Here is a 23,651-nt window from a genome sequence, read left to right on the forward strand (position 1 = left end):
TCCTCAGACCCGACCGAGGGCAAAGCCCTTGGCCACGTGGTTGCGAACAAACCAGATCACCAGCATGCCCGGCAGAATGGTCAACACCCCCGCCGCCGCCAGCACGCCCCAATCGATACCCGATGCTGAAACCGTACGCGTCATCACCGCCGCAATCGGCTTGGCGTTTACCGAGGTCAACGTGCGCGCCAGCAGCAACTCGACCCAGGAAAACATGAAGCAGAAAAACGCCGTGACACCGATACCGGAGCCGATCAGCGGGATGAAAATCTTCACGAAAAACTTGGGGAAACTGTAGCCGTCGATGTAGGCGGTTTCATCGATTTCCTTGGGCACGCCAGACATGAAACCTTCGAGAATCCACACCGCCAGCGGCACGTTGAACAGGCAGTGCGCCAAGGCCACGGCGATGTGCGTGTCGAACAGCCCAATCGACGAATACAACTGGAAGAACGGCAGCAAAAACACCGCCGGTGGCGCCATACGGTTGGTCAGTAGCCAGAAGAACAGATGCTTGTCACCGAGAAAACGGTAGCGCGAAAACGCATACGCCGCCGGCAATGCCACACTCAACGAGATCACCGTGTTCAGGCTCACGTAATACAGCGAATTGAGATAGCCGTTGTACCAACTCGGATCGGTGAAGATCACTTTGTAGTTCGCCAGCGTAAAGTCCTGTGGGAAAAGCGTCAGACCGCCGAGGATTTCGGTGTTGCTCTTGAAGGACATGTTCAGCAGCCAGTAGATCGGCACCAGCAGGAACAGGATGTACACCAGCAATGGGATCACTTTTTTCATAGGGGTAAGACGTTTGCTCATGGCCGGGCCTCAGCGGTTGGCGTCGGAGTGCGTCATGGCGGTGTAGAACAGCCAGGACACCAACAGGATGATCAGGAAGTACACCAGCGAAAACGCCGCTGCCGGACCGAGGTCGAATTGCCCTACAGCCATCTGGGTCAACGTCTGACTCAAGAAGGTCGTGGCATTACCCGGCCCGCCGCCGGTGAGCACGAACGGCTCGGTGTAAATCATGAAACTGTCCATGAAGCGCAGCATCACCGCGATCAGCAACACGCTTTTCAGCTTGGGCAATTGGATGTGCCTGAACACCGCCCAGGCCGAAGCGCGGTCGATGCGTGCGGCTTGGTAATACACGTCGGGAATAGCGCGCAGACCGGAGAAACACAGCAGCGCTACCAATGAAGTCCAGTGCCAAACGTCCATCACCAGCACCGTCACCCAGGCGTCCATGGTGTTGGCCGCGTAGTTGTAGCTGATGCCCATCGCGTTGAGGCTTGAACCCAATAGACCAATGTCGGCGCGGCCGAAAATCTGCCAGATGGTGCCGACCACGTTCCACGGGATCAGCAACGGAATCGCCAGAATGATCAGCACCACCGACGACCAGCGGCCCTTGGTCGGCATGGTCAGCGCGACGGCAATGCCCAGCGGAATTTCAATCAACAACACGCACGCCGAATAGATGAACTGACGCAGCAACGAGTCGTGCAGACGCGGATCGAGCAGCACTTGCTTGTACCAGTCAGCGCCGACGAAGTAGCGGCTGGACTGGTCGAAGATGTCCTGCACCGAATAGTTGACCACGGTCATCATCGGGATCACCGCACTGAACGCCACCAGCAGGAACACCGGCAACACCAGCCACCAGGCCTTGTTGTTCTGCACCTTGTTCATGGCTGCACCTCGCCGCTGTCGGCTTCAAGCAGAAACTCATCGGCATAAACCATCAGCCACTGCGCCGGAAAACTGATGTAGGCAGTGCCCTGCGGCACCGGTTTGTCTTCGGCCAGACGCACTTTCAACGGTGCGCCGTCGAGGTCGAGGGTCATGATCTTGTAGGTGCCGAGGTCTTCGACGTGTACGACGTTTGCCTGCATCGCGTCATCAAACGGTTCGTCCCACACGTGAATGAATTCAGGTCGGATGCCGACCTTCAGATTTTTCCACTGGCCGTGTTCGATATGTCGCTGCATGGCGTCGGACAACGGCAAGTGCGTCGAGGCGAAACCGACGCCACCGGGTTGTGGCTGCACCTCGATCAGGTTCATGCCGGGGCTGCCAATGAAATAGCCGACAAAGGTGTGGCTCGGCCGCTCGAACAATTCCCGTGGCGTACCGAACTGGACGATCTGGCCGCCGTACATCACCGCGATCTTGTCGGCGAAGGTCGAGGCCTCCAGTTGATCGTGGGTGACGTAGACCATGGTGATGTTGAACTGCTCGTGGATCTGCTTGAGCTTGCGCCGCAGTTTCCATTTCAGGTGCGGGTCGATCACCGTCAGCGGCTCATCGAAGAGGATCGCGGAAACGTCATCGCGCACCAGACCACGGCCCATCGAGACTTTCTGTTTTTCGTCGGCGGTGAGGTTGCGCGCCTTTTTGCTCAGGAGGTTTTGCAGGTCGAGCACTTCGGCAATTTCCTGCACCTTGCTGTGCACTTTCGCCTCGGCCATGCCCTGATTTCGCAGGGGGAAAGCCAAGTTATCGAACACGGTCATGGTGTCGTAGACCACCGGAAACTGGAAAACCTGAGCGATGTTGCGCTTCTCTGGCGTCAGGTCGTTGACCGCTTTGCCGTCGAACAAGACGTGGCCCTGCGAGGGGCTGAGCAATCCGGAAATGATGTTGAGCAAGGTCGACTTGCCGCAACCCGACGGCCCGAGCAAGGCATAGGCGCCGCCCTGCTCCCAGACGTGATCCATCTCGCGGATCGCGTAATCCTCCGCGCCGCCCGGGGTTTTGCTGTAGCTGTGGGCGAGGTGCTGCAAACGGATTTCGGCCATCAGGCAACCCTCGCGACACGCCGGCCCGGTGCTTGCACCAGACGGCCCTGCGCATCGAAAACGAACAGTTTGTGGGTCGGGATGTAAATGCGGATCGGCGCATCGACGTCGTATTCGTGAACGCCGGGCAGGTGCAGCACCAACAGGAAATGCTCGTTGCGCACGTGCAGAAAAGTTTCCGAACCGCTGATCTCGGCGACTTCAACGGTGACGGCCAGTTCGAGGTCATCATCGTTGCTCGGCACCAGTGAGATGTGGCTGGGGCGCACACCGAATCGGAACTCGCCCTCGCCTACTGGACGCAGATCGACGTTAAGCGGGAAGTGCACAAAATTGGCGAAGCTGACTTCGTTGCCGGCGATGCGCCCCGGCATCAGGTTGATCGGTGGCTCGGAGAACAATTCGGCAGCGAGCACGGTTTGTGGCTGGTGATACACCGACGTGGACGGGCCGCTCTGAATCACCCGGCCTTCGTGGAGGATGGTCGTGGTGCCGCCGAGGGCCAGCGCTTCGTTGGGTTCGGTGGTGGCGTAAATCGCAATGGTGTGGCGCGCCTTGAACAGCTCGCGCATTTCCTGGCGCAGCTCTTCGCGCAGTTTGTAGTCGAGGTTGACCAGCGGTTCGTCGAACAGGATCAGCTCGGCGTCTTTGACCAGTGCGCGGGCCATGGCGGTGCGCTGCTGCTGGCCGCCGGAGAGTTCCAGAGGAAAGCGCTGCAGAAACTTCTCGATGCGCAGCATCCGCGCGGTTTCCTGCACTTTGCTGTGGATGATCTCTTTCGACACACCGGCCTGGCGCAGCGGCGAGGCGATGTTCTCGAACACGGTCATGGTCGGGTAATTGATGAACTGCTGATAGACCATCGACACGTTGCGCAGGCGCACCGGGCGTTGGGTGACGTCAACGCCGTTCATCAGGATGCGACCGCTGTCGGGCTTGTCCAGACCAGCCATCAAGCGCATGAGGCTGGTTTTGCCGGACAGGGTGCGACCGAGCAAAACGTTGAACGAACCGGCTTCGAATTTCAGGCAGGCATCGTCGATCCAGGTCTGGCCCTCGACGGTGCGGCTGACGTGCTCCAGGGTGAGTGACATGGCTCGGCCTTTTTATTATTGGAGTCAAGCGACCTGTGCACGGGAGCGAGTTTCGTGCCAAAAATGGCAAGTGATTGATTAGTCGTGAAAATCGTTGAAAACGTGGCGAATGGGCGTTCATTGCTGAACACATTTGAACAGTCGGGCGATTGACAATGAACAATAGTGAACAACACTCTATGAACGCTTTTTGCGAACCGATCCCCCTGTAGGAGCTGCCGCAGGCTGCGATCTTTTGATCCTGTTTTTTTACCATCAAGATCAAAAGATCGCAGCCTGCGGCAGCTCCTACAGGGGATCGCATAACAATAATAAGAATGCTACATCAGAGGCTGACTGCCATGGCCGCACCTGCCCCGCCGCTGTCCCACGACGCGATCGTCCAGACCTCCTGGCAACGTTGCCGCGCGTTTGGTCTTGATCACCAAAGCACCCCGGCCTTCGACCAGCTCCCCGCCGCCGGCATTACGCACCTGCTCGACCGCCATCACTCACTGGTGCAGACCACGCATCAGGAAGTCCTGCCCTATTACGAAAACATCCTGAGCAACTCCAACTGCCTGATCATGCTCGCCGACAATCAGGGCCAGGTGCTGACGTCGTGGGGCACGCAGCGCTTTATCGAACCGAATCTGGCCCGGGGTTTTCAGGCCGGCGCGAGCTGGATGGAGCGATGCAGCGGCACCAACGCGATCGGCACGGCACTGGCGTGCGAACAAGCGGTACACATCGAACACGATGAACACTTCCTCAAGGCCAACCGCTTTATGACCGGTTCCGCCGCGCCGATTTTCGACGCCGAGCGCAAGGTGATTGCCGTGCTCGATGTGTCCAGCGACAGTTATCTACCGCCGTCGCACACCTTGGGCATGGTCAAGATGATGAGCCAGACCGTGGAAAACCGGCTGATCCTCAACCTGTTCCATGGTCAGCATTTTCAACTGACTTTCAATACCGGGCTGAACAACCTCGACAGCCAGTGGGCCGGGTTGTTGATTTTTGATGAGAGCGGGCAAGTGCTGTCGGCCAATCGTCGGGCGGATAATCTGCTCGGTGTGCGCTTGTCGCGGGTCAGTGTTGAAAGTTTGTTTAATGTGTCGCTGCTGGAATTGCTCAATCAGCCGGATGATCTGCCGTTTGCCTTGCAGACTTCTGGGCGCAACCGCTTTCAGTGTCTATTGAAACGGCCGAAGCAGGCGTTGGTTCAGCCACGGGTGTTTATCGCGGAGGCCAAAGCGGCCGCACCGTCGGGCATCAGCCTCAACACCTTGCACTTCGGTGACAGTCGCGTTGAAAAAGCCGTGCGTCAGGCGGAACGGCTGTTGGAGAAAGACATTCCACTGCTGATCCACGGCGAAACCGGCGTCGGCAAGGAAGTCTTCGTCAAAGCCCTGCATCAAGCCAGTTCGCGCAGCAAACAGGCATTCATCGCCGTCAACTGCGCAGCGATCCCCGCCGAACTGGTCGAATCCGAACTATTCGGCTACGAGAAAGGCGCGTTCACTGGAGCCAATCAAAAAGGCAGCATCGGCCTGATTCGCAAGGCTGACAAAGGCACGCTGTTCCTTGATGAAATCGGTGACATGCCGCTGCCGACGCAGGCGCGGTTGTTGCGGGTTTTGCAGGAGCGTTGTGTGCAACCGGTGGGCAGCAGCGAGTTGTTTGCGGTGGATTTGCGGATTATCTCGGCGACTAATCGCTCTTTACGCGAACAAGTGCAATTGGGCCGGTTCAGGGAGGATTTGTATTACCGCATTGGTGGGCTGACGCTGGAACTGCCGCCGCTTCGGGAGCGCAGTGATAAAGAGGCGTTGTTTAAACGCTTGTGGGAGCAGCATCGCGAGCCGACGCAATGGGCGGGATTGAGTCAGGAAGTGCTTGAGTTGTTCGATCGGCATCCGTGGCCGGGGAACTTGCGTCAGGTCAGCAGTGTGATGCAGGTGGCGCTGGCCATGGCCGAGGAGCAGCCAGTAAGACCGGAGCATTTGCCGGATGATTTTTTTGTCGATCTGGAGATGGAGCCGGTGGAGAGCTGCGCCCCGTTAGGGGTTGATCTGAACGACGTCGAGGCGTTGAACCGGGAGCTGAAGGCTTCCGGGGGCAATATTTCGCATTTGGCACGGCGGTTGGGGGTGAGTCGCAATACGCTTTACAAGCGGTTGCGGCAATTGGGGGGTTAGCAGCGCAGATCAAAAGATCGCAGCCTTCGGCAGCTCCTACAGGGATCGTATGTAGGAGCTGCCGAAGGCTGCGATCTTTTGACTTTAAACGGCTGGCTCAACCTGCACAGCCGAAACCGCCGCCAATGTGCGCAACCCCACCCGCACAACGACCACCATCATCAAACCCGCACCAATAGCCACCGCAAATCCCGCTCGCGCGCCAAAGGTATCGATCACCATCCCCGCCAGCATGCCGCCGAGTGCAACACCCACGCTGATACCGGTAGTCATCCACGTCAGCCCCTCGGTGATCCGCGACGGAGGAATAATGATCGTGCCCATTTTCATCACCACCACCATCGTCGGCGCAAACGAGATGCCGGCGATAAACAGCGCTGCGGTCAGCACATAAACGTCCGTCGCAAAAACCGGCAGCACACCGGTAAACGCCGTGACCAATATCCCGATCAGGAACTGTTTTTCAATCGCCAGGGAAACCCTCATCGCCCCGAACGTCAGGCCTGCCACCAGCGAACCAAAGGCATAAGCCGCGAGAATGAATGTCGCCGACGCTGGCCAGCCTTGCGCATTGGCGAACGCAACGACGGCGACATCGATTGCCCCGCCGATAACGCCCATCGCCAGCAGCGCCAAAACAATGGTGCGCACGCCGGGGATCAGCAAGGTTGAGCCGGCATGACTGCTGTGACCCACGACAACCTTGGGTTCGGTCTGGCGTTGCAGCACAAACGCCGTGACCCCGATGGCCAGCAATCCGACCGCGACCAGCGGCCCCGCTTCGGCGAAAAAGCTCACGCTCAGTCCGATCGCCAGTGGCGGGCCGACGATGTAGGCCATTTCGGTGAGGACGGTGTCCAGCGAGAACGCCGTGTGTAACTGCGGTTTGCCCCGGAATAGCTGCGTCCATCGGGCGCGGATCATCGACGGCATGCTCGGCATTGTCCCCGCCAGTGCCGCCAGAATAAACAGCCATGCGGCGGGCGCGCGAATGTACACGGCGATGATCAGCGCCAGCAGCATCACGATGCTGAAAACCGTCACGACCGGCAGCACGCGGCTCTGGCCGCGCTGGTCAACGAGTTTCGAGATATACGGGCCGAGCAGTGCATTGGCCAGGGTGAACGTGCCGGCGACTGCTCCGGCCAACCAGTAGACACCGGTTTGCTGAACCAGCATGGTGATGATGCCAATGCCGATCATCGCCTGCGGCAACCGCGCGATGGTGCTCGCGAGCACTAACCCGGTGGCGCCAGGGGTCGCGAACAGTTCGCGGTAGTGATTGGCCATGATTCCTCCCTTCCATGAACGTCGTTGTTCAGCATCCGGCTGCGTCAGACATCAAGACCTACGCGCAGAGCAAAAGCAACCTCGGCTAAAAACACAGATCAAAAGATTGCAGCCTTCGGCAGCTCCTACAGGAATCGCATCTCATGTAGGAGCTGCCGAAGGCTGCGATCTTGATCGTTCCCACGCTCCGCGTGGGCATGCAGCCGGGGACGCTCTGCGTCCCTGCAACGCCGAACGCGGAGCGTCCGAAGAGGCATTCCCACGCAGAGCGTGGGAACGATCAAAACCAGTCGATTACGGATTCGGTACAGCACGTTCACGTCGGCGTATCTCGTGAGCATCCCCCACTCAGTCCCCTCTCCCTCCGGGAGAGGGTTAGGGTGAGGGGCTTTTCAATCTCCTAAGACCGACCATTCGTCGCCACTGTCAGATCTGACAGTAGCCGCCCCGCCCTCCTTTCCCGCCTGATACCCCCACAGCCAATACCGGCCACGTCGTTCGCTGATGGACCATCCCATGACCACTCAACCCGATCAAACCGCGCAGGATGAAACCCCACTCGCCAATCGCCCGCCGACGATCGTGGCCAGAACCGAGATGACCCACCCCGAAAATTACGACGGCGGCATCTCCATTGCTGCACTCGCCCATGGTCTGCGAGTGGCCATCAATCCGTGGCTCAACATTGCCTACGACGATCTGGTCGAAATGTTCTGGGGCAACAGCGCGCATCCGGTCTGGAAAAAAGTCATCGACCGCGCCGAAGAATTGACCGAAGGCGTGCGATTCAATATCCCCAGCGGCTTCATCATCGATGGCGAGGCCACGCCGGTGTTCTATCGCGTGACCAAACTGCATCAGACGCCGGAGGACTCTACACCGCTATCGATTTACCTGGTCAAACTGACCCGCCCCGGCGGCGTGGACGATGACGGCGAAGGCAACGGCAATCCGGGGCTCAAGTATTCGTTTACGCCCGACATCTCCGGCGGCGTCACCAGCAACATCGCCAATCGCGGCGTGCAGATGCACATCGTGCCTTACCAAAATATCACCCGCTTTGATCGCATCGTCGCCCGCTGGGGTGATCAGGAAGTGGTGCATTATCCGGTGACGCAGGAGCAAATCACTGACCCGAACAACCATCCGATCGTGCTGAATTTCACCAAAGCGGTTATCGAGAAAGCAGGCAACGGCGAACGACTGCCGGTTTCCTATCAAGTGATTGACCGCTGCGGCAACTACCCGGACGAGCAGGATCCGTGGGCCAAAATTACGCAAGTGTTTGTCGATCTGGACGATCACCGTCTCGATGCGCCGGTTGCGCTCGTCGCCGGTCAACCGGTTGAGCTGATCGAACTCGATGCCTTGGGCGAGGCCGATGTCACCGTGCGTGTCAATGCTCTTTCCCCGGATTTCGCAGCAAACGACTTAATCCGTATGACCTGGACTGGCACACCGGCAGAAGGCGATCCGGTGATCGTCGGCCCACTGGATAAAACCGTGGGCGCGTTGCCCGGCGATTATGATTTCACCATCCCTAACGTCATGGTCAAAGCGATAGCCAAGGGCTGGGCAACCGTGGGTTATCTGCGTATTCGTGCCGGCGTGGCTGATCTACCGTCCAAAACTGCCAGCCTTAACGTCAAGGGTGAGATCCCTCAGTTAGTGGCGCCGAGTGTGAAGGAAGCCAACGGTACGCAACTTGACCCGATGAAGGTGCAGCAAAAACTGGTTGTGATGTTGCCGCTGGGGACGCTGCTGCCGACAGATAAAGTCAGTGTGAGTTGGCTCGCGGCAGACGGTTCGCCGGCGGCGGCTTCACACACCACCCTGACTCGTCCGGTGAGTGAAAGCGGCATCGAGATCGAAATTCCTGTTTCGGTGATTGCCTACAACCTGGGTAAACCGGTGACGGTGATTTACAGCGTGACGCGCGGTACTGCGGCGCCCAAGGATTCGTTGCCGTTGTTGCTGAACGTACTGCCAATTGCGGCGAGTGAGTTCAAGCGACCGACGATTCTGGTGGCAGATAACAATGGCGAAGGCCCGGTTCTGGATGTCACTGACCTCACGGACGGAGCAGCAGTGCGTATTGGTGTATGGCCGCATATCGCGGTGGGTCAATACGTTTGGCTGACTCTGAAAGGCAAAAATGCTAATGGCGAACAGCATGACTTGTCGCTGTGGCTGCAACCTTCGGACGTTAGCGTCAACGCACGGTGGATCGCCGACGGGTTCATTGATAAACCGGTGCCTTACAACTATTTGAAGAGTCTTGGGCACAACACTGAACTGAAAATTGAGTTCAAGGCATCGTTGAGCAAAAGCCAGGAAGAAAGTACGGCGCAGGCCTTCGTTGTACGGACTTACACGATCAAGTCGACGCCGACGATCACTTGGCTTAGAGGCTCGCCGAGTGGTCAGGATATTGCGCCGGACGGCTTTACCCGGGAGACCAGCGTGACGCTGAGCGGCACGGCGAGCAAAGGGCAGCAGGTCGACGTATTGGATGGAGAGGATACTAAGGGACAGCCCATTGCTGATGCAGTGACAGGGATCTGGACTCAAACCATTGATGAACTGTCTGTGGCGCGGCACAGCTTAACCGCCAGAGCGATGGACGCTGGTGGAGCGACATCCAAGGCATGGGTATTTACTGTTATTGGTGAGCTGAGCATTGATCGCCAACAGATGAACCTGAACGGGCTCTCCGTGAAAATGCCGGACTGGCCGAAGACAGGTGAGGATTCAATTGGTAATACCCAAGTCCGTCAGCCAACGGGTGGGTTAGCACCGTACTTTTATGCCTCTAGTAATCAAGATATTGCTTCGGTCAGTTCAGAAGGGAAAGTGACGGGAAACAGGAATGGCGTTGTCACTATTACTGTTTCTGACTCAGCTGGAGCCGCTGTGAGTTATACCGTCGCGGTGACTAATGTCTATCGTTTGAGGTTGAATGAAACCCCCATGACTGCACGGCAGGCTGTTGAGTGGAGAGAGAGTCTGGCCAACGCGATCCCCTGCACTGATACAGCATTGTTTGATTTAGACCTTGTACATGGGAAACCTCTACCAATTTCCACCGATCTCTGGCAGTGCACATTAAGCGGCTGTCCCGATCCATATTTTCCGGCATTTAGAAACCCAGGGAGTGTAGGTTGCCGTTATGGATTATATGAATTTGCAGCATGGTGCATGCAGTCAACGTGATCGGGTAACATTTAATAATTAGTCAGGTGTAATTGCCAAAAAAACAAAACCCGCACAAGGCGGGTTTTGTTTTGCAGCAATAAAGCAATCAGTCAGCCAAACGCCAGGTAGTCCCACCCTTGCCGTCTTCCAACACCACACCCATCGCCGTCAACTGATCACTAATCCGGTCCGACTCAGCCCAATCCTTCCCGGCCCGAGCCGCCAGACGCGCAGCAATCAGCGCATCAACTTCAGCCGCATCAACCCGCAGACAGTCCTTGTCCCCCGACCATTCGTCGCCACTGTCAGATCTGACAGTAGCCGCCCCGCCCTCCTTTCCCGCCTGATACCCCCACAGCCAATACCGGCCACGTCGTTCGCTGATGGACCATCCCATGACCACTCAACCCGATCAAACCGCGCAGGATGAAACCCCACTCGCCAATCGCCCGCCGACGATCGTGGCCAGAACCGAGATGACCCACCCCGAAAATTACGACGGTGGCATCTCCATTGCTGCACTCGCCCACGGTCTGCGAGTGGCCATCAATCCGTGGCTCAACATTGCCTACGACGATCTGGTCGAAATGTTCTGGGGCAACAGCGCGCATCCGGTCTGGAAAAAAGTCATCGACCGCGCCGAAGAATTGACCGAAGGCGTGCGATTCAATATCCCCAGCGGCTTCATCATCGATGGCGAGGCCACGCCGGTGTTCTACCGCGTGACCAAACTGCATCAGACGCCGGAGGACTCTACACCGCTATCGATTTACCTGGTCAAACTGACCCGCCCCGGCGGCGTGGACGACGACGGCGAGGGCAATGGAAATCCGGGGCTCAGGTATTCGTTTACGCCCGACATCTCCGGCGGGGTCACCAGCAACATCGCCAATCGTGGCGTGCAGATGCTCATTTCTCCGTATGAGAACATCACACGCTTCGACCGTATCGTCGCGCGTTGGGGCGATCAAGAGGTGATTCACTACCCTGTGACACAGGAGCAAATTACAGATCCGGTCAAGCACCCCATCGTGCTGACCTTCACCAAGGAGATTATTGAAAAGGCCGGTAACGGTGCGCGGCTGCCGGTTTCCTATCAAGTGATTGACCGCTGCGGCAACTACCCCGATGAGCGAGATCCGTGGGCCAAAATTACGCAAGTGTTTGTCGATCTGGACGATCACCGTCTCGATGCGCCGGTTGCGCTCGTCGCCGGTCAACCCGTTGAGCTGATCGAACTCGATGCCTTGGGCGAGGCCGATGTCACTGTGCGGGTGCACGTCCTTAGCCCGGATTTCGTGGCGGGCGACACGGTTCGTCTGACCTGGACAGGCACGCCCGCTGAGGGGGATCCGGTGATCGTCGGGCCACTGGACAAACGTGTCGACGGGTTGCCCGCGTCTCTGGACTTCACCATCCCTAACGTCATGGTCAAAGCGATCGCCAAGGGTTGGGCAACCGTGGGTTATCTGCGTATTCGCACGGGCGTGGCTGATCTGCCGTCCAAAACTGCCAGCCTTAACGTCAAGGGTGAGATTCCTCAGTTAGTGGCGCCGAGCGTGAAGGAAGCCAGCGGTACGCAACTTGATCCGATGAAGGTGCAGCAAAAGCTGGTTGTGATGTTGCCACTGGGGACGTTGCTGCCGACAGATAAAGTCAGTGTGAGTTGGCTCGCGGCAGACGGTTCGCCGGCGGCCGGCTCGCACACCACCCTGACTCGTCCGGTGAGTGAAAGCGGGATCGAGATCGAAATTCCTGTTTCGGTGATTGCCTACAACCTGGGCAAACCGGTGACGGTGATTTACAGCGTGACGCGGGGTTCGGCGGCGCCCAAGGACTCGCTGCCGTTGATCCTGAATGTGTTGCCGATTGCGGCGACTGAATTTAAACGCCCAATGATTCGTGAAGCAGATAACAACGGTGAAGGGCCGGTGCTGGATTTGACGAAGGGCGCGACCGTTCGAATAGGCGTATGGCCTCACATCGCTGTAGGCCAATACGCCTGGTTGGCATTGAAAGGCAAGAACGCTTCCGGGGGAAGTCACGATCTGACAATGTGGAGCCAACCCTCTATCGCCAGCGTCAATCAGCAGTGGATCAACAGAGGTTATTACGACGAGACCGTGCGTAATGATTATTTGATCGGTCTTGGAAACAACACCGAATTGCACGTTCATTTCAAAGCGTCGCTGAGCAAAAGCCAGGAAGAAAGTACAGCTCAGACATTTGAGATCCGTACTTACACGGTAAAGGCGATTGAGCTGATAAAACCGACAATTACCTCGGTTAGAGGGACATCAAGCGGGCAGGAGATTCCGTCCGGCAGTTTTACGACTGAAACCAGCGTGACATTGACCGGTATGGCGAGCGCCAGACAACAGGTCGATGTTCGTGACGGAGAAATCTCGAAAGGTAAGCCAACAGCAGATCCGCTGACACGGATCTGGACGCAGACCATTGATAACCTTGCACTGGCCCCACACAGTTTAACGGCACGAGCCCTTTATGGTTCTGGAGAAGTGTCGGCACAGAGGAATTTCACGGTTATGGAGGCACTGGTCATTGATCGTCAGCCGATGATCTTGAATGGGCTGTCGGTAAAAATGCCGGAGTGGCCAACGACGGGTCAGGATTCCATTGGTAATACTCAGGTGCGCCAACCGTCTAAAGGGTTGTCGCCCTATTCTTATGCGTCTAGTGATTCGACTGTTGCTTCGGTTTCGAGCGATGGGAAGGTGACGGGGAATAACAATGGTAGTGCGTTTATTGTCGTGCTTGATTCAGGCGGGCAGTCTGCGACTTATAGTGTCTCGGTTAGCAATGTGTATCGTTTGAGGATCAATGAGCAACCCATGAATGCGCTGCAAGCTGTTGAATGGAGGGAGAGCTTGGCTGACGCTGTACCCTGCAGGGATGCGGCAATCTTTGATTTGGTGCGTGTACATGGTAAACCTCTCCCAACTTCAACAGCTCTCTGGCAATGCGTAACAGGCGGCTGTCCCGAACCATATTTTCCAGGTTACGATAATAGTTGGGGACATATAACATGTATTAAAGGGGCATATGAGCTTGCAGCTTGGTGTATTCAACCAACTTAGTTCTGATGTGACTAAAAGCTGAGTCAGACACTATTTAACCCTCAAAAAAACAAAACCCGCACAAGGCGGGTTTTGTTTTGCAGCAATAAAGCAATCAGTCAGCCAAACGCCAAGTAGTCCCACCCTTGCCGTCTTCCAACACAACACCCATCGCCGTCAACTGATCACGAATCCGATCCGACTCAGCCCAATCCTTCCCGGCCCGAGCCGCCAGACGCGCAGCAATCAGCGCATCAACTTCAGCCGCATCGACACGCCCTTCAGCGCCCGCCTGCAGGAAGTCATCGGCTTCCAATTGCAACACACCCAACACGCTCGCCAGCTCTTTCAGACGCGCCGCCAGACCCGCCGCTGCATCGAGATCGCTCTCACGCAGGCGGTTGATCTCACGCACCATCTCAAACAGCACCGCGCACGCTTCCGGGGTACCGAAGTCGTCGTTCATCACGGTAGTGAAGCGTTCAACAAACGCTTCGCCGCCCGCCGGTGCAACGGTCGGCAAGCCTTTGAGCGCGTGGTAGAAACGCTCGAGTGCGCCTTTGGCGTCCTTGAGGTTGTCTTCCGAGTAGTTGATCGCGCTGCGGTAGTGGCTCGACACCAGCAGGTAACGCACGACTTCCGGGTGGTATTTTTCCAGCACGTCGCGAATGGTGAAGAAGTTGTTCAAGGACTTGGACATCTTCTCGCCATTGATGCGAATCATGCCGCAATGCATCCACGCGTTGGCGTAGGTCTTGCCGGTGGCCGCTTCGCTCTGGGCGATTTCGTTTTCGTGGTGCGGGAACTCGAGGTCGCTGCCGCCGCCATGAATGTCGAAGGTCTCGCCGAGGCAGCAGGTGGACATCACCGAGCACTCGATGTGCCAGCCCGGACGCCCGGCGCCCCACGGCGATTCCCAGCTTGGCTCGCCCGGTTTGGTGGCTTTCCACAGCACGAAGTCCAACGGATCCTGCTTGGCTTCGTCGACTTCAATACGCGCGCCGATGCGCAGGTCTTCGATTTTCTTGCGCGACAGTTTGCCGTAGCCCATGAACTTGGCGACGCGGTAGTACACGTCGCCATTGCCCGGGGCGTAGGCGTAACCCTTGTCGATCAAGGTCTGGATCATGCTCAGCATGCCCGGAATATGATCGGTGGCACGCGGCTCCATGTCCGGTTTGAGGATGTTGAGACGCGCCTCGTCCTCGTGCATCGCGGTGATCATGCGCTCGGTCAGCGCGTCGTACGGCTCGCCGTTTTCGCGGGCACGATTGATGATCTTGTCTTCAATGTCGGTGATGTTGCGCACGTACGTCAGGTTGTAACCGCTGAAGCGCAACCAGCGGGTCACCAGGTCGAACGCGACCATGCTGCGGCCGTGGCCGATGTGGCAGTAGTCATACACGGTCATCCCGCAGACGTACATGCGCACATTGTTGCCATCCAGCGGTTTGAAGACTTGTTTGCTCTTGGTGAGCGTGTTGTAAATCGTCAGCACTTTTAATTTCCTTGACGCTGAATCACTGGCCCCACGAATCACGCAGGGTCACGGTACGGTTGAATACCGGCTGACCTGGTTTCGAGTCCTTCAAATCGGCGACGAAGTAGCCTTCGCGCTCGAACTGGAAACGGTCTTCCGGCTGTGCATTGCCAAGCGATGGCTCCGCACGACAACCGGTGAGTACCTGCAGCGAATCAGGGTTGATGTTGTCGAGGAAACTTGCGCTGTCTTCGGCCTTCTCAGGGTTGGCCGAACGGAACAGACGATCGTACAGACGCACTTCGCACTCGACGCTGGCCGCAGCCGGTACCCAGTGGATCACGCCCTTGACCTTGCGGCCTTCAGGGTTTTTACCGAGGGTTTCCGGATCGTACGAGCAACGCAGTTCGACGATGTTGCCGTCGGCGTCCTTGATCGCTTCGTCGGCACGGATCACGTAGCTGCCGCGCAGACGCACTTCGCCGGCCGGTTCCAGGCGCTTGTAGCCCTTTGGCGGCTCTTCCATGAAGTCGTCACGGTCGATGTAGATTTCCCGGGCGAACGGCAGCGCGCGTACGCCCATGTCTTCTTTCGGGTGGCGCGGCAGTTCGAGGTTTTCGACCTGGCCTTCCGGGTAGTTAGTGATCACGACTTTCAGTGGACGCAGGACGCACATGGCGCGCGGCGCAGTGTGGTCGAGGTCATCACGGATGCTGAATTCGAGCATGCCGAAGTCAACCACGCCGTCGGAACGGTTGGTGCCGACCATTTCGCAGAAGTTGCGGATCGATTTCGGCGTGTAGCCACGGCGACGGAAACCCGACAGCGTGGACATGCGCGGGTCGTCCCAGCCATGCACGTGCTTTTCATCGACCAGTTGCTTGAGCTTGCGCTTGCTGGTGATGGTGTAGTTGAGGTTCAGACGGCTGAACTCGTACTGACGCGGGTGCGCCGGCACTGGCAGCGCGTCGAGGAACCACTCGTACAGCGGACGGTGGCTTTCGAACTCCAGGGTGCAGATCGAGTGGGTGATGCCTTCGATGGCGTCCGACTGACCGTGGGTGAAGTCGTAGTTCGGGTAGATGCACCACTTGTCGCCCGTCTGGTGGTGATGCGCATGACGGATGCGGTACATGATCGGGTCGCGCAGGTTCATGTTCGGCGAGGCCATGTCGATCTTCGCACGCAGCACGCGGGCGCCGTCCGGGAACTCACCGGCGCGCATGCGGGCGAACCAGTCGAGGTTCTCTTCGACGGAGCGGTCGCGGAACGGGCTGTTTTTGCCCGGTTCGGTCAGGCTGCCACGGTATTCCTTGGCTTGCTCCGGCGTCAGGTCGTCGACGTAGGCCTTGCCGGCCTTGATCAGCTCAACGGCCCAATCGTGCAACTGGTCGAAATACTGCGAGGCGTAGCGCACTTCGCCGGACCATTCAAAGCCCAGCCATTTGACGTCGGCTTCGATCGCGTCAATGTATTCCTGGTCTTCCTTGGCCGGGTTGGTGTCGTCGAAACGCAGGTGCGTGACGCCGCCGAACTCCTGGGCAAGGCCAAAGTTCACGCAGATCGACTTGGCGTGGCCGATGTGCAGGTAGCCGTTGGGCTCAGGCGGGAAACGCGTGACGATCTGGGTGTGCTTGCCCGAGTCCAGGTCTGCCTGGATGATCGGCCGCAGGAAATTGACCGGCACGGCGGGGCCGGACTTGGCATTCGAGGTAGGGTCGACAGTGGGCTTGCTCATAGGATCCTTGACTTACAGGTGCGCGGCCGCAGTGGGGGCCAGACAAAACAAAGCCGCTATCATAGCCGATGCTGTCAAGGGGCTGACAGAGCAGGCCCTATAAAGGCATGCATTTAATCGCCGGGATTTGAAAAACTGCCTCGAAATTCGCGCCTGTCACGCTAAACTGCGCACCTTGGCCCACGCTGGCTGAACCGGTTTGGGGGCTCGATGTCCCAAAACCACGAATTCCTCTAAAGAGAAGCGATCATGACTCAAGTCAAACTGACCACCAACCATGGCGACATCGTCATCGAACTGAACGCTGACAAGGCGCCGATCACCGTCGCCAACTTCATCGAGTACGTGAAAGCCGGTCACTACGAAAACACTGTTTTCCACCGTGTCATCGGTAACTTCATGATCCAGGGCGGCGGTTTCGAGCCAGGCATGAAAGAAAAGAAAGACAAGCGTCCAAGCATCCAGAACGAAGCTGACAACGGTCTTTCCAATGACAAGTACACCGTTGCCATGGCCCGCACCATGGAGCCGCATTCGGCTTCCGCGCAGTTCTTCATTAACGTTGCCGACAACTCTTTCCTCAACCACAGCGGCAAGAACACTCAGGGCTGGGGTTACGCGGTATTCGGTAAAGTGACCGCCGGCACCGACGTTGTCGACAAGATCAAAGGCGTGTCGACCACCATGAAGTCCGGCCACCAGGACGTACCAGCAGACGACGTGATCATCGAGAAAGCCGAGATCATCGAAGCGTGATATTGCTGATTTCAGACTTGCATCTGGAAGAGGAGCGCCCGGACATTACCCGGGCGTTTCTGGATTTGCTCGCCGGACGCGCCCGCTCGGCGAGTGCGTTGTACATTCTTGGCGACTTCTTTGAAGCGTGGATTGGCGACGACGCCATGACGCCCTTCCAGCGTTCCATCTGCCAGGCCCTGCGCCAATTGAGCGACAGCGGCACGGCGATTTTTCTGATGCACGGCAATCGCGACTTCATGCTCGGCAAGGCGTTCTGCAAAGAAGCCGGCTGCACGCTGCTGAAAGACCCGAGTGTCGTGCAGTTTTACGGCGAGCCGGTGCTGTTGATGCACGGCGACAGCCTCTGCACCCGCGACGTCGGCTATATGAAGCTGCGCCGCTACCTGCGCAACCCGCTCACGCTGTTTATCCTGCGCAATCTACCGCTGAGCAGCCGCCATAAACTGGCGCGCAAACTGCGCAGCGAGAGCAAGGCGCAGACGCGGATGAAGGCCAATGACATTGTTGATGTTACGCCGGAGGAGATTCCGCGGATCATGCAGGAGTTTGGCGTGAAAACCCTGATCCACGGCCACACCCATCGCCCGGCGATTCACAAGTTGCAGATCGGTGATGAAGCGGCGAAGCGGATTGTGCTGGGGGATTGGGATCGTCAGGGTTGGGCGTTGCAGGTGGATGAGAGCGGCTATGCGCTGGCGCCGTTCGATTTCGCCCCACCGCTGGCATTGCCGCACGGCTGAAGATCGCCACCCCCTCACCCCAGCCCTCTCCCGAGGGAGAGGGAGCCGATTTGTGGGCTTTTCAAAACCTGAGTTCGACTCGGTATTGCAAGTCGGTGTAGTTCAAACATCCATCTCGGTCAGTCCCCTCTCCCTCCGGGAGAGGGTTAGGGTGAGGGGCTTTTGACCTCAGTGCCCCGAAGCGGCAGGCCCTGCCTTCGCGGCAAACGGCGGCTTCGCCAGCCACACAATCAAAATCAACCCCATAAACCCCCACCCCAGCAGCGTGAAGTAATCCACGGTCGACAGCATGTACGCCTGACTGGTCAGCACATGATCCAGTTGCGCATACGCCGGGTTGCTCGCCCCGCCCAACTGGTTCAGCGCCTCCCGCGTCGCCGGTTCATACGTACTGATGCTCTCGCTCATATACGCATGATGCTGGTCAGCCCGACGAATCCAGATCCAGGTAGTCAGCGAAGCCGCGAAGCTGCCGCCCAACGTCCGCAGGAATGTGGCAAGACCGGCGCCGTCGGCGATCTGGTTTGGTGGCAAGTCCGACATCAGAATGCTCAGGGTCGGCATGAAGAACAGCGCCACGCCAATGCCCATGAACAGTTGCACCAGCGCGATATGCTGGAAATCGACTTCGTTGGTGAACTCGGCGCGCATAAAGCAGCTCAAGCCAATCGCCAAAAACGCGATGCCGGCCAGTAATCGCAAGTCGAACTTGTGCGCGTACTTGCCGACAAACGGCGACAGCAGCACCGGCAGAATCCCGATCGGCGCCACGGCCAGACCGGCCCAGGTCGCGGTGTAGCCCATTTGCGTCTGCAACCACTGCGGCAGGATCAGGTTGATACCGAAGAAGCCGGCGTAACCCAACACCAGCACCAGCGTGCCGATGCGGAAGTTGCGGTAAGCGAACAGCCGCAGATTCACCACCGGGTGGCGGTCGGTCATTTCCCAGATCACGAACACCGCCAGCGCCACCACGGAAATCGCCGCGCCGATAATGATGAAATTCGACTCAAACCAGTCGAGGTCGTTGCCCTTGTCGAGGATCACCTGCAACGCGCCGACGCCGATGATCAGCGTGATCAGACCGACGTAGTCCATCGGCTGACGGCTGGTTTCCACCGGACGTTTGGCCAGTTGCGAACGCACCACCATCACCGCAAAAATCCCGATTGGCACGTTAATGAAGAAGATCCACGGCCAGCTGTAGCTGTCAGTAATCCAGCCACCGAGAATGGGGCCTGCAATCGGCGCGACCACCGTGACCATCGCCAATAACGCGAGGGCCATGCCTCGCTTCGCGGGGGGATAGACCGCGATCAACAGGGTTTGCGTCATCGGATAGAGCGGCCCGGCGACCAGGCCTTGCAGAACGCGGAAGCCGATCAGTTCTGGCATCGACGTCGAGATACCGCAGAGAAACGAGGCCAGCACGAACAGAATCGTGGCCCAGAGAAACAGTTTCACCTCACCGAAACGCCGACTGAGCCAACCGGTCAACGGCAGCGCAATCGCGTTACTCACGGCAAACGAAGTGATCACCCAAGTGCCCTGCTCCGAACTCACTCCGAGGTTGCCGGAAATCGTCGGCAACGCCACGTTGGCGATGGTGGTGTCGAGCACTTGCATGAACGTCGCCAGCGACAGACCGATGGTGCTGAGCAACAGGCTGGGCGGCGTGAAAGAAGCGTTATTGCTCATCGCGAATCCTTTGAAACCGGGTTGACGCTGCGTCTGTTACAGACGCGGCTGCCCATGCGGAAAACAATCTATGGGATAAGGAAAACTACTGTGGCGAGGGGATTTATCCCCGTTGGACTGCGCAGCAGTCCCGTCTTTTCCTGATCCAAAGAGGGGTCGCTGCGCGACCCAACGGGGATAAACCCCCTCGCCACAAGGAATTCCTTTTCCCAGATCAATCCCTGTACCTCAGATAAATCCCCTGACCACAGGTGCGATCTCAGCGTTGCGCGGTCTTGCTCGCCGCAGCGCTGTTGTCGTGGATCAGTTGCGCGATCATCGCGTCGGCGTCGGCCAGTTGCTGATCGTAGATATTGGTGGTGAACGAGGCCTTTTGCGGTGGCTGCTGGGCCAGCATCGGGCCGCTCTGGTCGTGCAGGTTCACTTCAACGTTGGTCGACAGACCGACCCGTAGCGGGTGCTTGGCCAGTTCTTCGGCGTTGATGTGAATCCGTACCGGTACACGCTGAACGATCTTGATCCAGTTACCCGTGGCGTTCTGCGCAGGCAGTAGCGCAAACGCACTACCGGTACCCGCGCCGAGGCTGTCGACGGTGCCGCTGTATTTCACATCGCTGCCGTACACATCGGATTCGATGTCCACCGGCTGACCGATACGCATGTCGCGCAGTTGGGTTTCCTTGAAGTTGGCGTCGATCCACAGTTGATCCAGCGGAATCACCGCCATCAGCGCAGTACCCGGTTGCACACGCTGACCGAGTTGCACGGTGCGCTTGGCCACGTAACCAGTGACCGGCGCGATCAAGGTGCTGCGCGCATTGGTCAGGTAAGCCTGACGCAATTCAGCGGCGGCTTGCATCACGTCCGGGTGCGAGGAGACCACGGTGTCATCGACCAGCGCGCTGGTGGTTTTCAATTGCTGTTTGGCATTGGCCAAGGCGTTTTGCGCCGAGGTCAGGTCGTCGCGAGCGTGGGACAGTTCTTCCTGAGAAATCGCACCGCCAGCGGCAAGATTCTTCCGGCGATTGAAGTTGTCCTGGGCTTTCTGCACTTCGGCCTGTTGCGCGTTGACCTGGGCTTTCATGCCATCCACGTTGCTGTACAGACCGCGCACCTGACGCACGGTGCGCGCCAGTTTCGCCTGGGCACTTTGCAGGCCGACTTCGGCATCGTTCGGGTCGAAGTTGATCAGCACCTGACCTTCGTGAACCAGATCACCATCGTCAGCACCGATGCTGACCACAGTGCCGGTGACCAGCGGGGTGATTTCCACGACGTTGCCATTCACGTAGGCGTCGTCGGTGCTTTCGTTAAAGCGCCCGATGAATTCGTGATACGCCCACACGCCAGCGCAGGCGAGCAGGACGACAACGGCCAGCACCACCAGCATCACTTTGCGTTTGCGCGGGTTGCCGTTGTCCGGGGTGTTGTCTTGAGCTTGAGTGTTTTCGGCAGTGGCCATGACAATTACCTTGAATTAGTTGTGCGGCGTGGCTGGGGTGGCGTTGGCTGCGGTCAGGGTCTGCCCCTGGAAGCCGCCGCCCAGCGCTTGCATCAGTTGAATCGACAGGTCGATCTGCTCGGCATTGAGGTTGGCCAGTTGACGCTGGGCCTGCAGCAATTGCTGCTCGATGCTGAGCACGTCCAGGTAGTTGCCGATGCCGGAACCGTAACGCTGGACGACGGTGTTGTAAGAATCCTGAGCAATCTCGGTGGCGTGTTGCTGCGCGCCGATCTGCCGGCCGATATCACGCAACTGGTTGATCGTGTCGCTGACATCGCCCAGTGCTTGCACCAGATTTTTGTTGTACTGCGCCACTGCCAGATCGTAATCGGCGTCGCGCGCGTCGAGGTTGGCGCGCAGGCGTCCGCCGTCGAAGATCGGCACCGAAATGGTCGGAGCAATGTTGAAGAAGCGACTGGCCGAACCAAACATCGCGTCACCCAACAAAGATTCGGCACCGGCCGAGGCCGACAGGTTCAAGTTGGGATAGAAGCGGGTTTTCGTCGAGTCGATGTCTTTGCTCGCCGCTTCTACACGCCAGCGTGCGGCGACCAGATCCGGACGACGACCCAGCAGCTCGGCGGGCAATACCGACGGCACCGCGACAGCACTGGCTTGCAGGACTTTCGGCCGGGCAATTTCATTGCCGCGATCCGGGCCTTTGCCGAGCAGTACGGCCAGCGCAATTTTGGCGCTGTTCAGGCGCTTTTCCGCGTCGATCAGGTTGGCCTCAGACGTGGCTTCCAGACTTTGCGTTTGTTGGTATTGATACTGGCTGTCGATCCCGGCGCTCAGGCGACGCTGGCTCAGGTCGAGCATTTGTTTGGTGCGTTTGAGGTCGTCGTTGGACAGGTCATAAACGATGTGCGCCTGACCGAGATCGCTGTAAGCGCGAGCGACGTCGGCAGCGAGGGTCAACTGTGCCGCCTGACGATCGACTTCGGCGGCGCGGGCCTGACCGAGTGCAGCTTCCCAGGCATCACGCTGGCCGCCCCACAGATCGAAGTTGTAATTGAAACCGGCACTGACGTTACGCACGGTGGCGTAGGCATCGCCCTGCCCCAGCGGATCCTGATCCTTGGCCAGGCGCGAACGGCTGATGCCGGCGCTGGCGTCGAGGGTCGGATAGCGTTCGGCATCGGCGGCATAGGCGGCGGCGCTGGCTTGATGGGCGCGCGCGGCGGCGATTTGCATGTCCGGGCTGTCGTGCAGGGCTTCGCGGATCAAGCCGTCGAGTTGCGGATCGCCGAGGCTGGTCCACCAATCGCTTTTCGGCCATGCGGCTGGCGACAGGGTCACGCCGTTGAGGGACTGGCCGACTTTCAGGTTTTTCGCATCAAGGTTCTGGCCTTGAGTGTCGAGGCCGCTGTAGTTGGCGCAACCGGCGAGGATCATCGCCGACAGCACCAGCGTCAGGCTGCTGCGCAAGGTTTTACCGCTCATTGTGTTCACCTAACCGCTGGATAGTGATCGGGTCACCGGCTGCCAGCAGGATTTTCTTGAGGATGTATTCCAGGGTCTTCAACTCGTCCGGAGTGACGGCGCCCGCCAGTTCATTCATCGCGTTGGCGCCGATGTGCGGCAGGCGATCGGCCAGTAACTGGCCTTGCTCGGTCAGGGTCAGTTGCACCTGACGGCGGTCGCCTTCGCTGCGTTGGCGAGCCAGAAAATCTTTCTGCTCCAGACGATCGAGCATGCGCGTCATCGAACCGCTGTCGAGCGACAGATGCCGGCACAGTTCGGCCGGGGTATCGACGCCGTACTGGGCCATGATGATCAACACCTTGAACTGCGCGGCGGTGATGCCGTGGGGTTCCATGTGGGTGTCGATGATCCGGTCTTTGAGCAGCGCAGCACGGCCAAGCAACAGGCCGAGATGGCAGTGTTTGAATTCGTCCGGGGTGAAATGCTTCATTTGCTCACCTAATAACTGCCTAGGCAGTGAATGTATGTCGAGATGTTACTGCCTAGGCAGCGAATGTCAACGCAATAGTTAGGTTGCTTAGCAATTAGTTGACCAGTGGAGTGGGTTTTTTTGTTGCACGCACGGACGCCATCGCGAGCAGGCTCACTCCTACAAGGGAACGCATTC

The 23,651-nt window shown here is 58.2% G+C and carries 16 protein-coding genes and 1 pseudogene; 5 read left to right on the forward strand and 12 right to left on the reverse strand.

From position 1 onward, the window contains the following. Positions 1-3: 3 nt before the first annotated feature. From KFS80_RS10120 to KFS80_RS10135, 4 genes are read right to left on the reverse strand one after another with little or no spacing between them, the layout of a single operon-like run. A complete protein-coding gene (locus KFS80_RS10120; protein ID WP_371926003.1) occupies positions 4-798 on the reverse strand; it encodes a carbohydrate ABC transporter permease in 795 nt (264 codons plus the stop codon). Between the two features lie 30 nt (positions 799-828). Further along, complete coding sequence (locus KFS80_RS10125; protein ID WP_007912484.1) at positions 829-1,695, reverse strand: carbohydrate ABC transporter permease; 867 nt, start codon at positions 1,693-1,695, stop codon at positions 829-831. After that, entirely contained in the window at positions 1,692-2,804 is a 1,113-nt protein-coding gene (locus KFS80_RS10130) for an ABC transporter ATP-binding protein (RefSeq protein ID WP_212544710.1), read from the reverse strand. The genes KFS80_RS10125 and KFS80_RS10130 overlap by 4 nt, the downstream gene beginning before the upstream one ends. Next, complete coding sequence (locus tag KFS80_RS10135) at positions 2,804-3,898, reverse strand: ABC transporter ATP-binding protein (protein WP_053121668.1); 1,095 nt, start codon at positions 3,896-3,898, stop codon at positions 2,804-2,806. Before KFS80_RS10135 ends, KFS80_RS10130 begins: the two co-directional genes overlap by 1 nt. A gap of 341 nt (positions 3,899-4,239) precedes the next feature. Between KFS80_RS10135 and KFS80_RS10140 the strand changes: the two genes are divergently transcribed. Further along, positions 4,240-6,078, forward strand: coding sequence for a sigma-54-dependent Fis family transcriptional regulator (locus KFS80_RS10140; RefSeq protein WP_212544711.1), 1,839 nt, complete (start codon positions 4,240-4,242; stop codon positions 6,076-6,078). An 84-nt stretch (positions 6,079-6,162) separates the two neighbouring features. Here KFS80_RS10140 and KFS80_RS10145 read toward each other — a convergent pair whose 3' ends face one another. Next, a complete protein-coding gene (locus tag KFS80_RS10145; protein WP_212544712.1) occupies positions 6,163-7,368 on the reverse strand; it encodes an MFS transporter in 1,206 nt (401 codons plus the stop codon). A 516-nt stretch (positions 7,369-7,884) separates the two neighbouring features. On the opposite strand from KFS80_RS10145, the gene KFS80_RS10150 reads away from it, so the two are divergent. Next, the gene (locus KFS80_RS10150; protein WP_212544713.1) at positions 7,885-10,581 is read left to right on the forward strand and encodes an Ig-like domain-containing protein; all 2,697 of its coding nucleotides are present in this window, start codon (positions 7,885-7,887) and stop codon (positions 10,579-10,581) included. 88 nt (positions 10,582-10,669) lie between these two features. Here KFS80_RS10150 and KFS80_RS10155 read toward each other — a convergent pair. Then, positions 10,670-10,831, reverse strand: a pseudogene (locus KFS80_RS10155) (CysS/YqeB C-terminal domain-containing protein); the annotation flags it as partial. Between the two features lie 127 nt (positions 10,832-10,958). On the opposite strand from KFS80_RS10155, the gene KFS80_RS10160 reads away from it, so the two are divergent. Next, positions 10,959-13,661, forward strand: a complete 2,703-nt coding sequence (locus tag KFS80_RS10160; RefSeq protein WP_212544714.1) for an Ig-like domain-containing protein — start codon at positions 10,959-10,961, stop codon at positions 13,659-13,661. Between the two features lie 94 nt (positions 13,662-13,755). Here the strand turns inward: KFS80_RS10160 and cysS are convergent, their stop codons facing one another. Both cysS and KFS80_RS10170 read right to left on the reverse strand, forming a co-directional pair. Further along, the gene (cysS, locus tag KFS80_RS10165) at positions 13,756-15,138 is read right to left on the reverse strand and encodes a cysteine--tRNA ligase (protein WP_159813925.1); all 1,383 of its coding nucleotides are present in this window, start codon (positions 15,136-15,138) and stop codon (positions 13,756-13,758) included. A 22-nt stretch (positions 15,139-15,160) separates the two neighbouring features. Then, the gene (locus KFS80_RS10170) at positions 15,161-16,858 is read right to left on the reverse strand and encodes a glutamine--tRNA ligase/YqeY domain fusion protein (RefSeq protein WP_008082132.1); all 1,698 of its coding nucleotides are present in this window, start codon (positions 16,856-16,858) and stop codon (positions 15,161-15,163) included. 249 nt (positions 16,859-17,107) lie between these two features. Here KFS80_RS10170 and KFS80_RS10175 point away from each other — a divergent pair, with 249 nt between their 5' ends. Together KFS80_RS10175 and lpxH are read left to right on the forward strand one after the other, a co-directional pair. Then, positions 17,108-17,614, forward strand: a complete 507-nt coding sequence (locus tag KFS80_RS10175; RefSeq protein WP_053121679.1) for a peptidylprolyl isomerase — start codon at positions 17,108-17,110, stop codon at positions 17,612-17,614. Then, positions 17,611-18,357, forward strand: coding sequence for a UDP-2,3-diacylglucosamine diphosphatase (gene lpxH, locus KFS80_RS10180; protein ID WP_159813927.1), 747 nt, complete (start codon positions 17,611-17,613; stop codon positions 18,355-18,357). Before KFS80_RS10175 ends, lpxH begins: the two co-directional genes overlap by 4 nt. Before the next feature lie 168 nt (positions 18,358-18,525). Here lpxH and KFS80_RS10185 read toward each other — a convergent pair whose 3' ends face one another. The 4 genes from KFS80_RS10185 to KFS80_RS10200 form a co-directional block, all read right to left on the reverse strand. Further along, complete coding sequence (locus KFS80_RS10185) at positions 18,526-20,055, reverse strand: DHA2 family efflux MFS transporter permease subunit (RefSeq protein ID WP_053121684.1); 1,530 nt, start codon at positions 20,053-20,055, stop codon at positions 18,526-18,528. 259 nt (positions 20,056-20,314) lie between these two features. Next, entirely contained in the window at positions 20,315-21,517 is a 1,203-nt protein-coding gene (locus KFS80_RS10190; protein WP_212544715.1) for an HlyD/EmrA/EmrK family protein, read from the reverse strand. Between the two features lie 15 nt (positions 21,518-21,532). Next, positions 21,533-23,002 carry an efflux transporter outer membrane subunit gene (locus KFS80_RS10195; RefSeq protein WP_212544716.1) on the reverse strand — a complete coding sequence of 490 codons (1,470 nt, stop codon included), beginning with the start codon at positions 23,000-23,002 and terminating at the stop codon, positions 21,533-21,535. Continuing rightward, complete coding sequence (locus KFS80_RS10200; protein ID WP_212544717.1) at positions 22,992-23,474, reverse strand: MarR family winged helix-turn-helix transcriptional regulator; 483 nt, start codon at positions 23,472-23,474, stop codon at positions 22,992-22,994. The genes KFS80_RS10195 and KFS80_RS10200 overlap by 11 nt, the downstream gene beginning before the upstream one ends. Positions 23,475-23,651: the final 177 nt, after the last annotated feature.

Source organism: Pseudomonas rustica (assembly GCF_018336155.1).
GTDB lineage: Bacteria > Pseudomonadota > Gammaproteobacteria > Pseudomonadales > Pseudomonadaceae > Aquipseudomonas > Aquipseudomonas rustica.

Excerpts from the sequence above, each read along its gene's own strand:
- KFS80_RS10120 (WP_371926003.1), bottom strand. The coding sequence starts at position 798 with ATGAAAAAAGTGATCCCATTGCTGGTGTACATCCTGTTCCTGCTGGTG.
- KFS80_RS10125 (WP_007912484.1), bottom strand. The coding sequence starts at position 1,695 with ATGAACAAGGTGCAGAACAACAAGGCCTGGTGGCTGGTGTTGCCGGTG.
- KFS80_RS10130 (WP_212544710.1), bottom strand. The coding sequence starts at position 2,804 with ATGGCCGAAATCCGTTTGCAGCACCTCGCCCACAGCTACAGCAAAACC.
- KFS80_RS10135 (WP_053121668.1), bottom strand. The coding sequence starts at position 3,898 with ATGTCACTCACCCTGGAGCACGTCAGCCGCACCGTCGAGGGCCAGACC.
- KFS80_RS10140 (WP_212544711.1), top strand. The coding sequence starts at position 4,240 with ATGGCCGCACCTGCCCCGCCGCTGTCCCACGACGCGATCGTCCAGACC.
- KFS80_RS10145 (WP_212544712.1), bottom strand. The coding sequence starts at position 7,368 with ATGGCCAATCACTACCGCGAACTGTTCGCGACCCCTGGCGCCACCGGG.
- KFS80_RS10150 (WP_212544713.1), top strand. The coding sequence starts at position 7,885 with ATGACCACTCAACCCGATCAAACCGCGCAGGATGAAACCCCACTCGCC.
- KFS80_RS10160 (WP_212544714.1), top strand. The coding sequence starts at position 10,959 with ATGACCACTCAACCCGATCAAACCGCGCAGGATGAAACCCCACTCGCC.
- KFS80_RS10170 (WP_008082132.1), bottom strand. The coding sequence starts at position 16,858 with ATGAGCAAGCCCACTGTCGACCCTACCTCGAATGCCAAGTCCGGCCCC.
- KFS80_RS10175 (WP_053121679.1), top strand. The coding sequence starts at position 17,108 with ATGACTCAAGTCAAACTGACCACCAACCATGGCGACATCGTCATCGAA.
- KFS80_RS10185 (WP_053121684.1), bottom strand. The coding sequence starts at position 20,055 with ATGAGCAATAACGCTTCTTTCACGCCGCCCAGCCTGTTGCTCAGCACC.
- KFS80_RS10190 (WP_212544715.1), bottom strand. The coding sequence starts at position 21,517 with ATGGCCACTGCCGAAAACACTCAAGCTCAAGACAACACCCCGGACAAC.
- KFS80_RS10195 (WP_212544716.1), bottom strand. The coding sequence starts at position 23,002 with ATGAGCGGTAAAACCTTGCGCAGCAGCCTGACGCTGGTGCTGTCGGCG.
- KFS80_RS10200 (WP_212544717.1), bottom strand. The coding sequence starts at position 23,474 with ATGAAGCATTTCACCCCGGACGAATTCAAACACTGCCATCTCGGCCTG.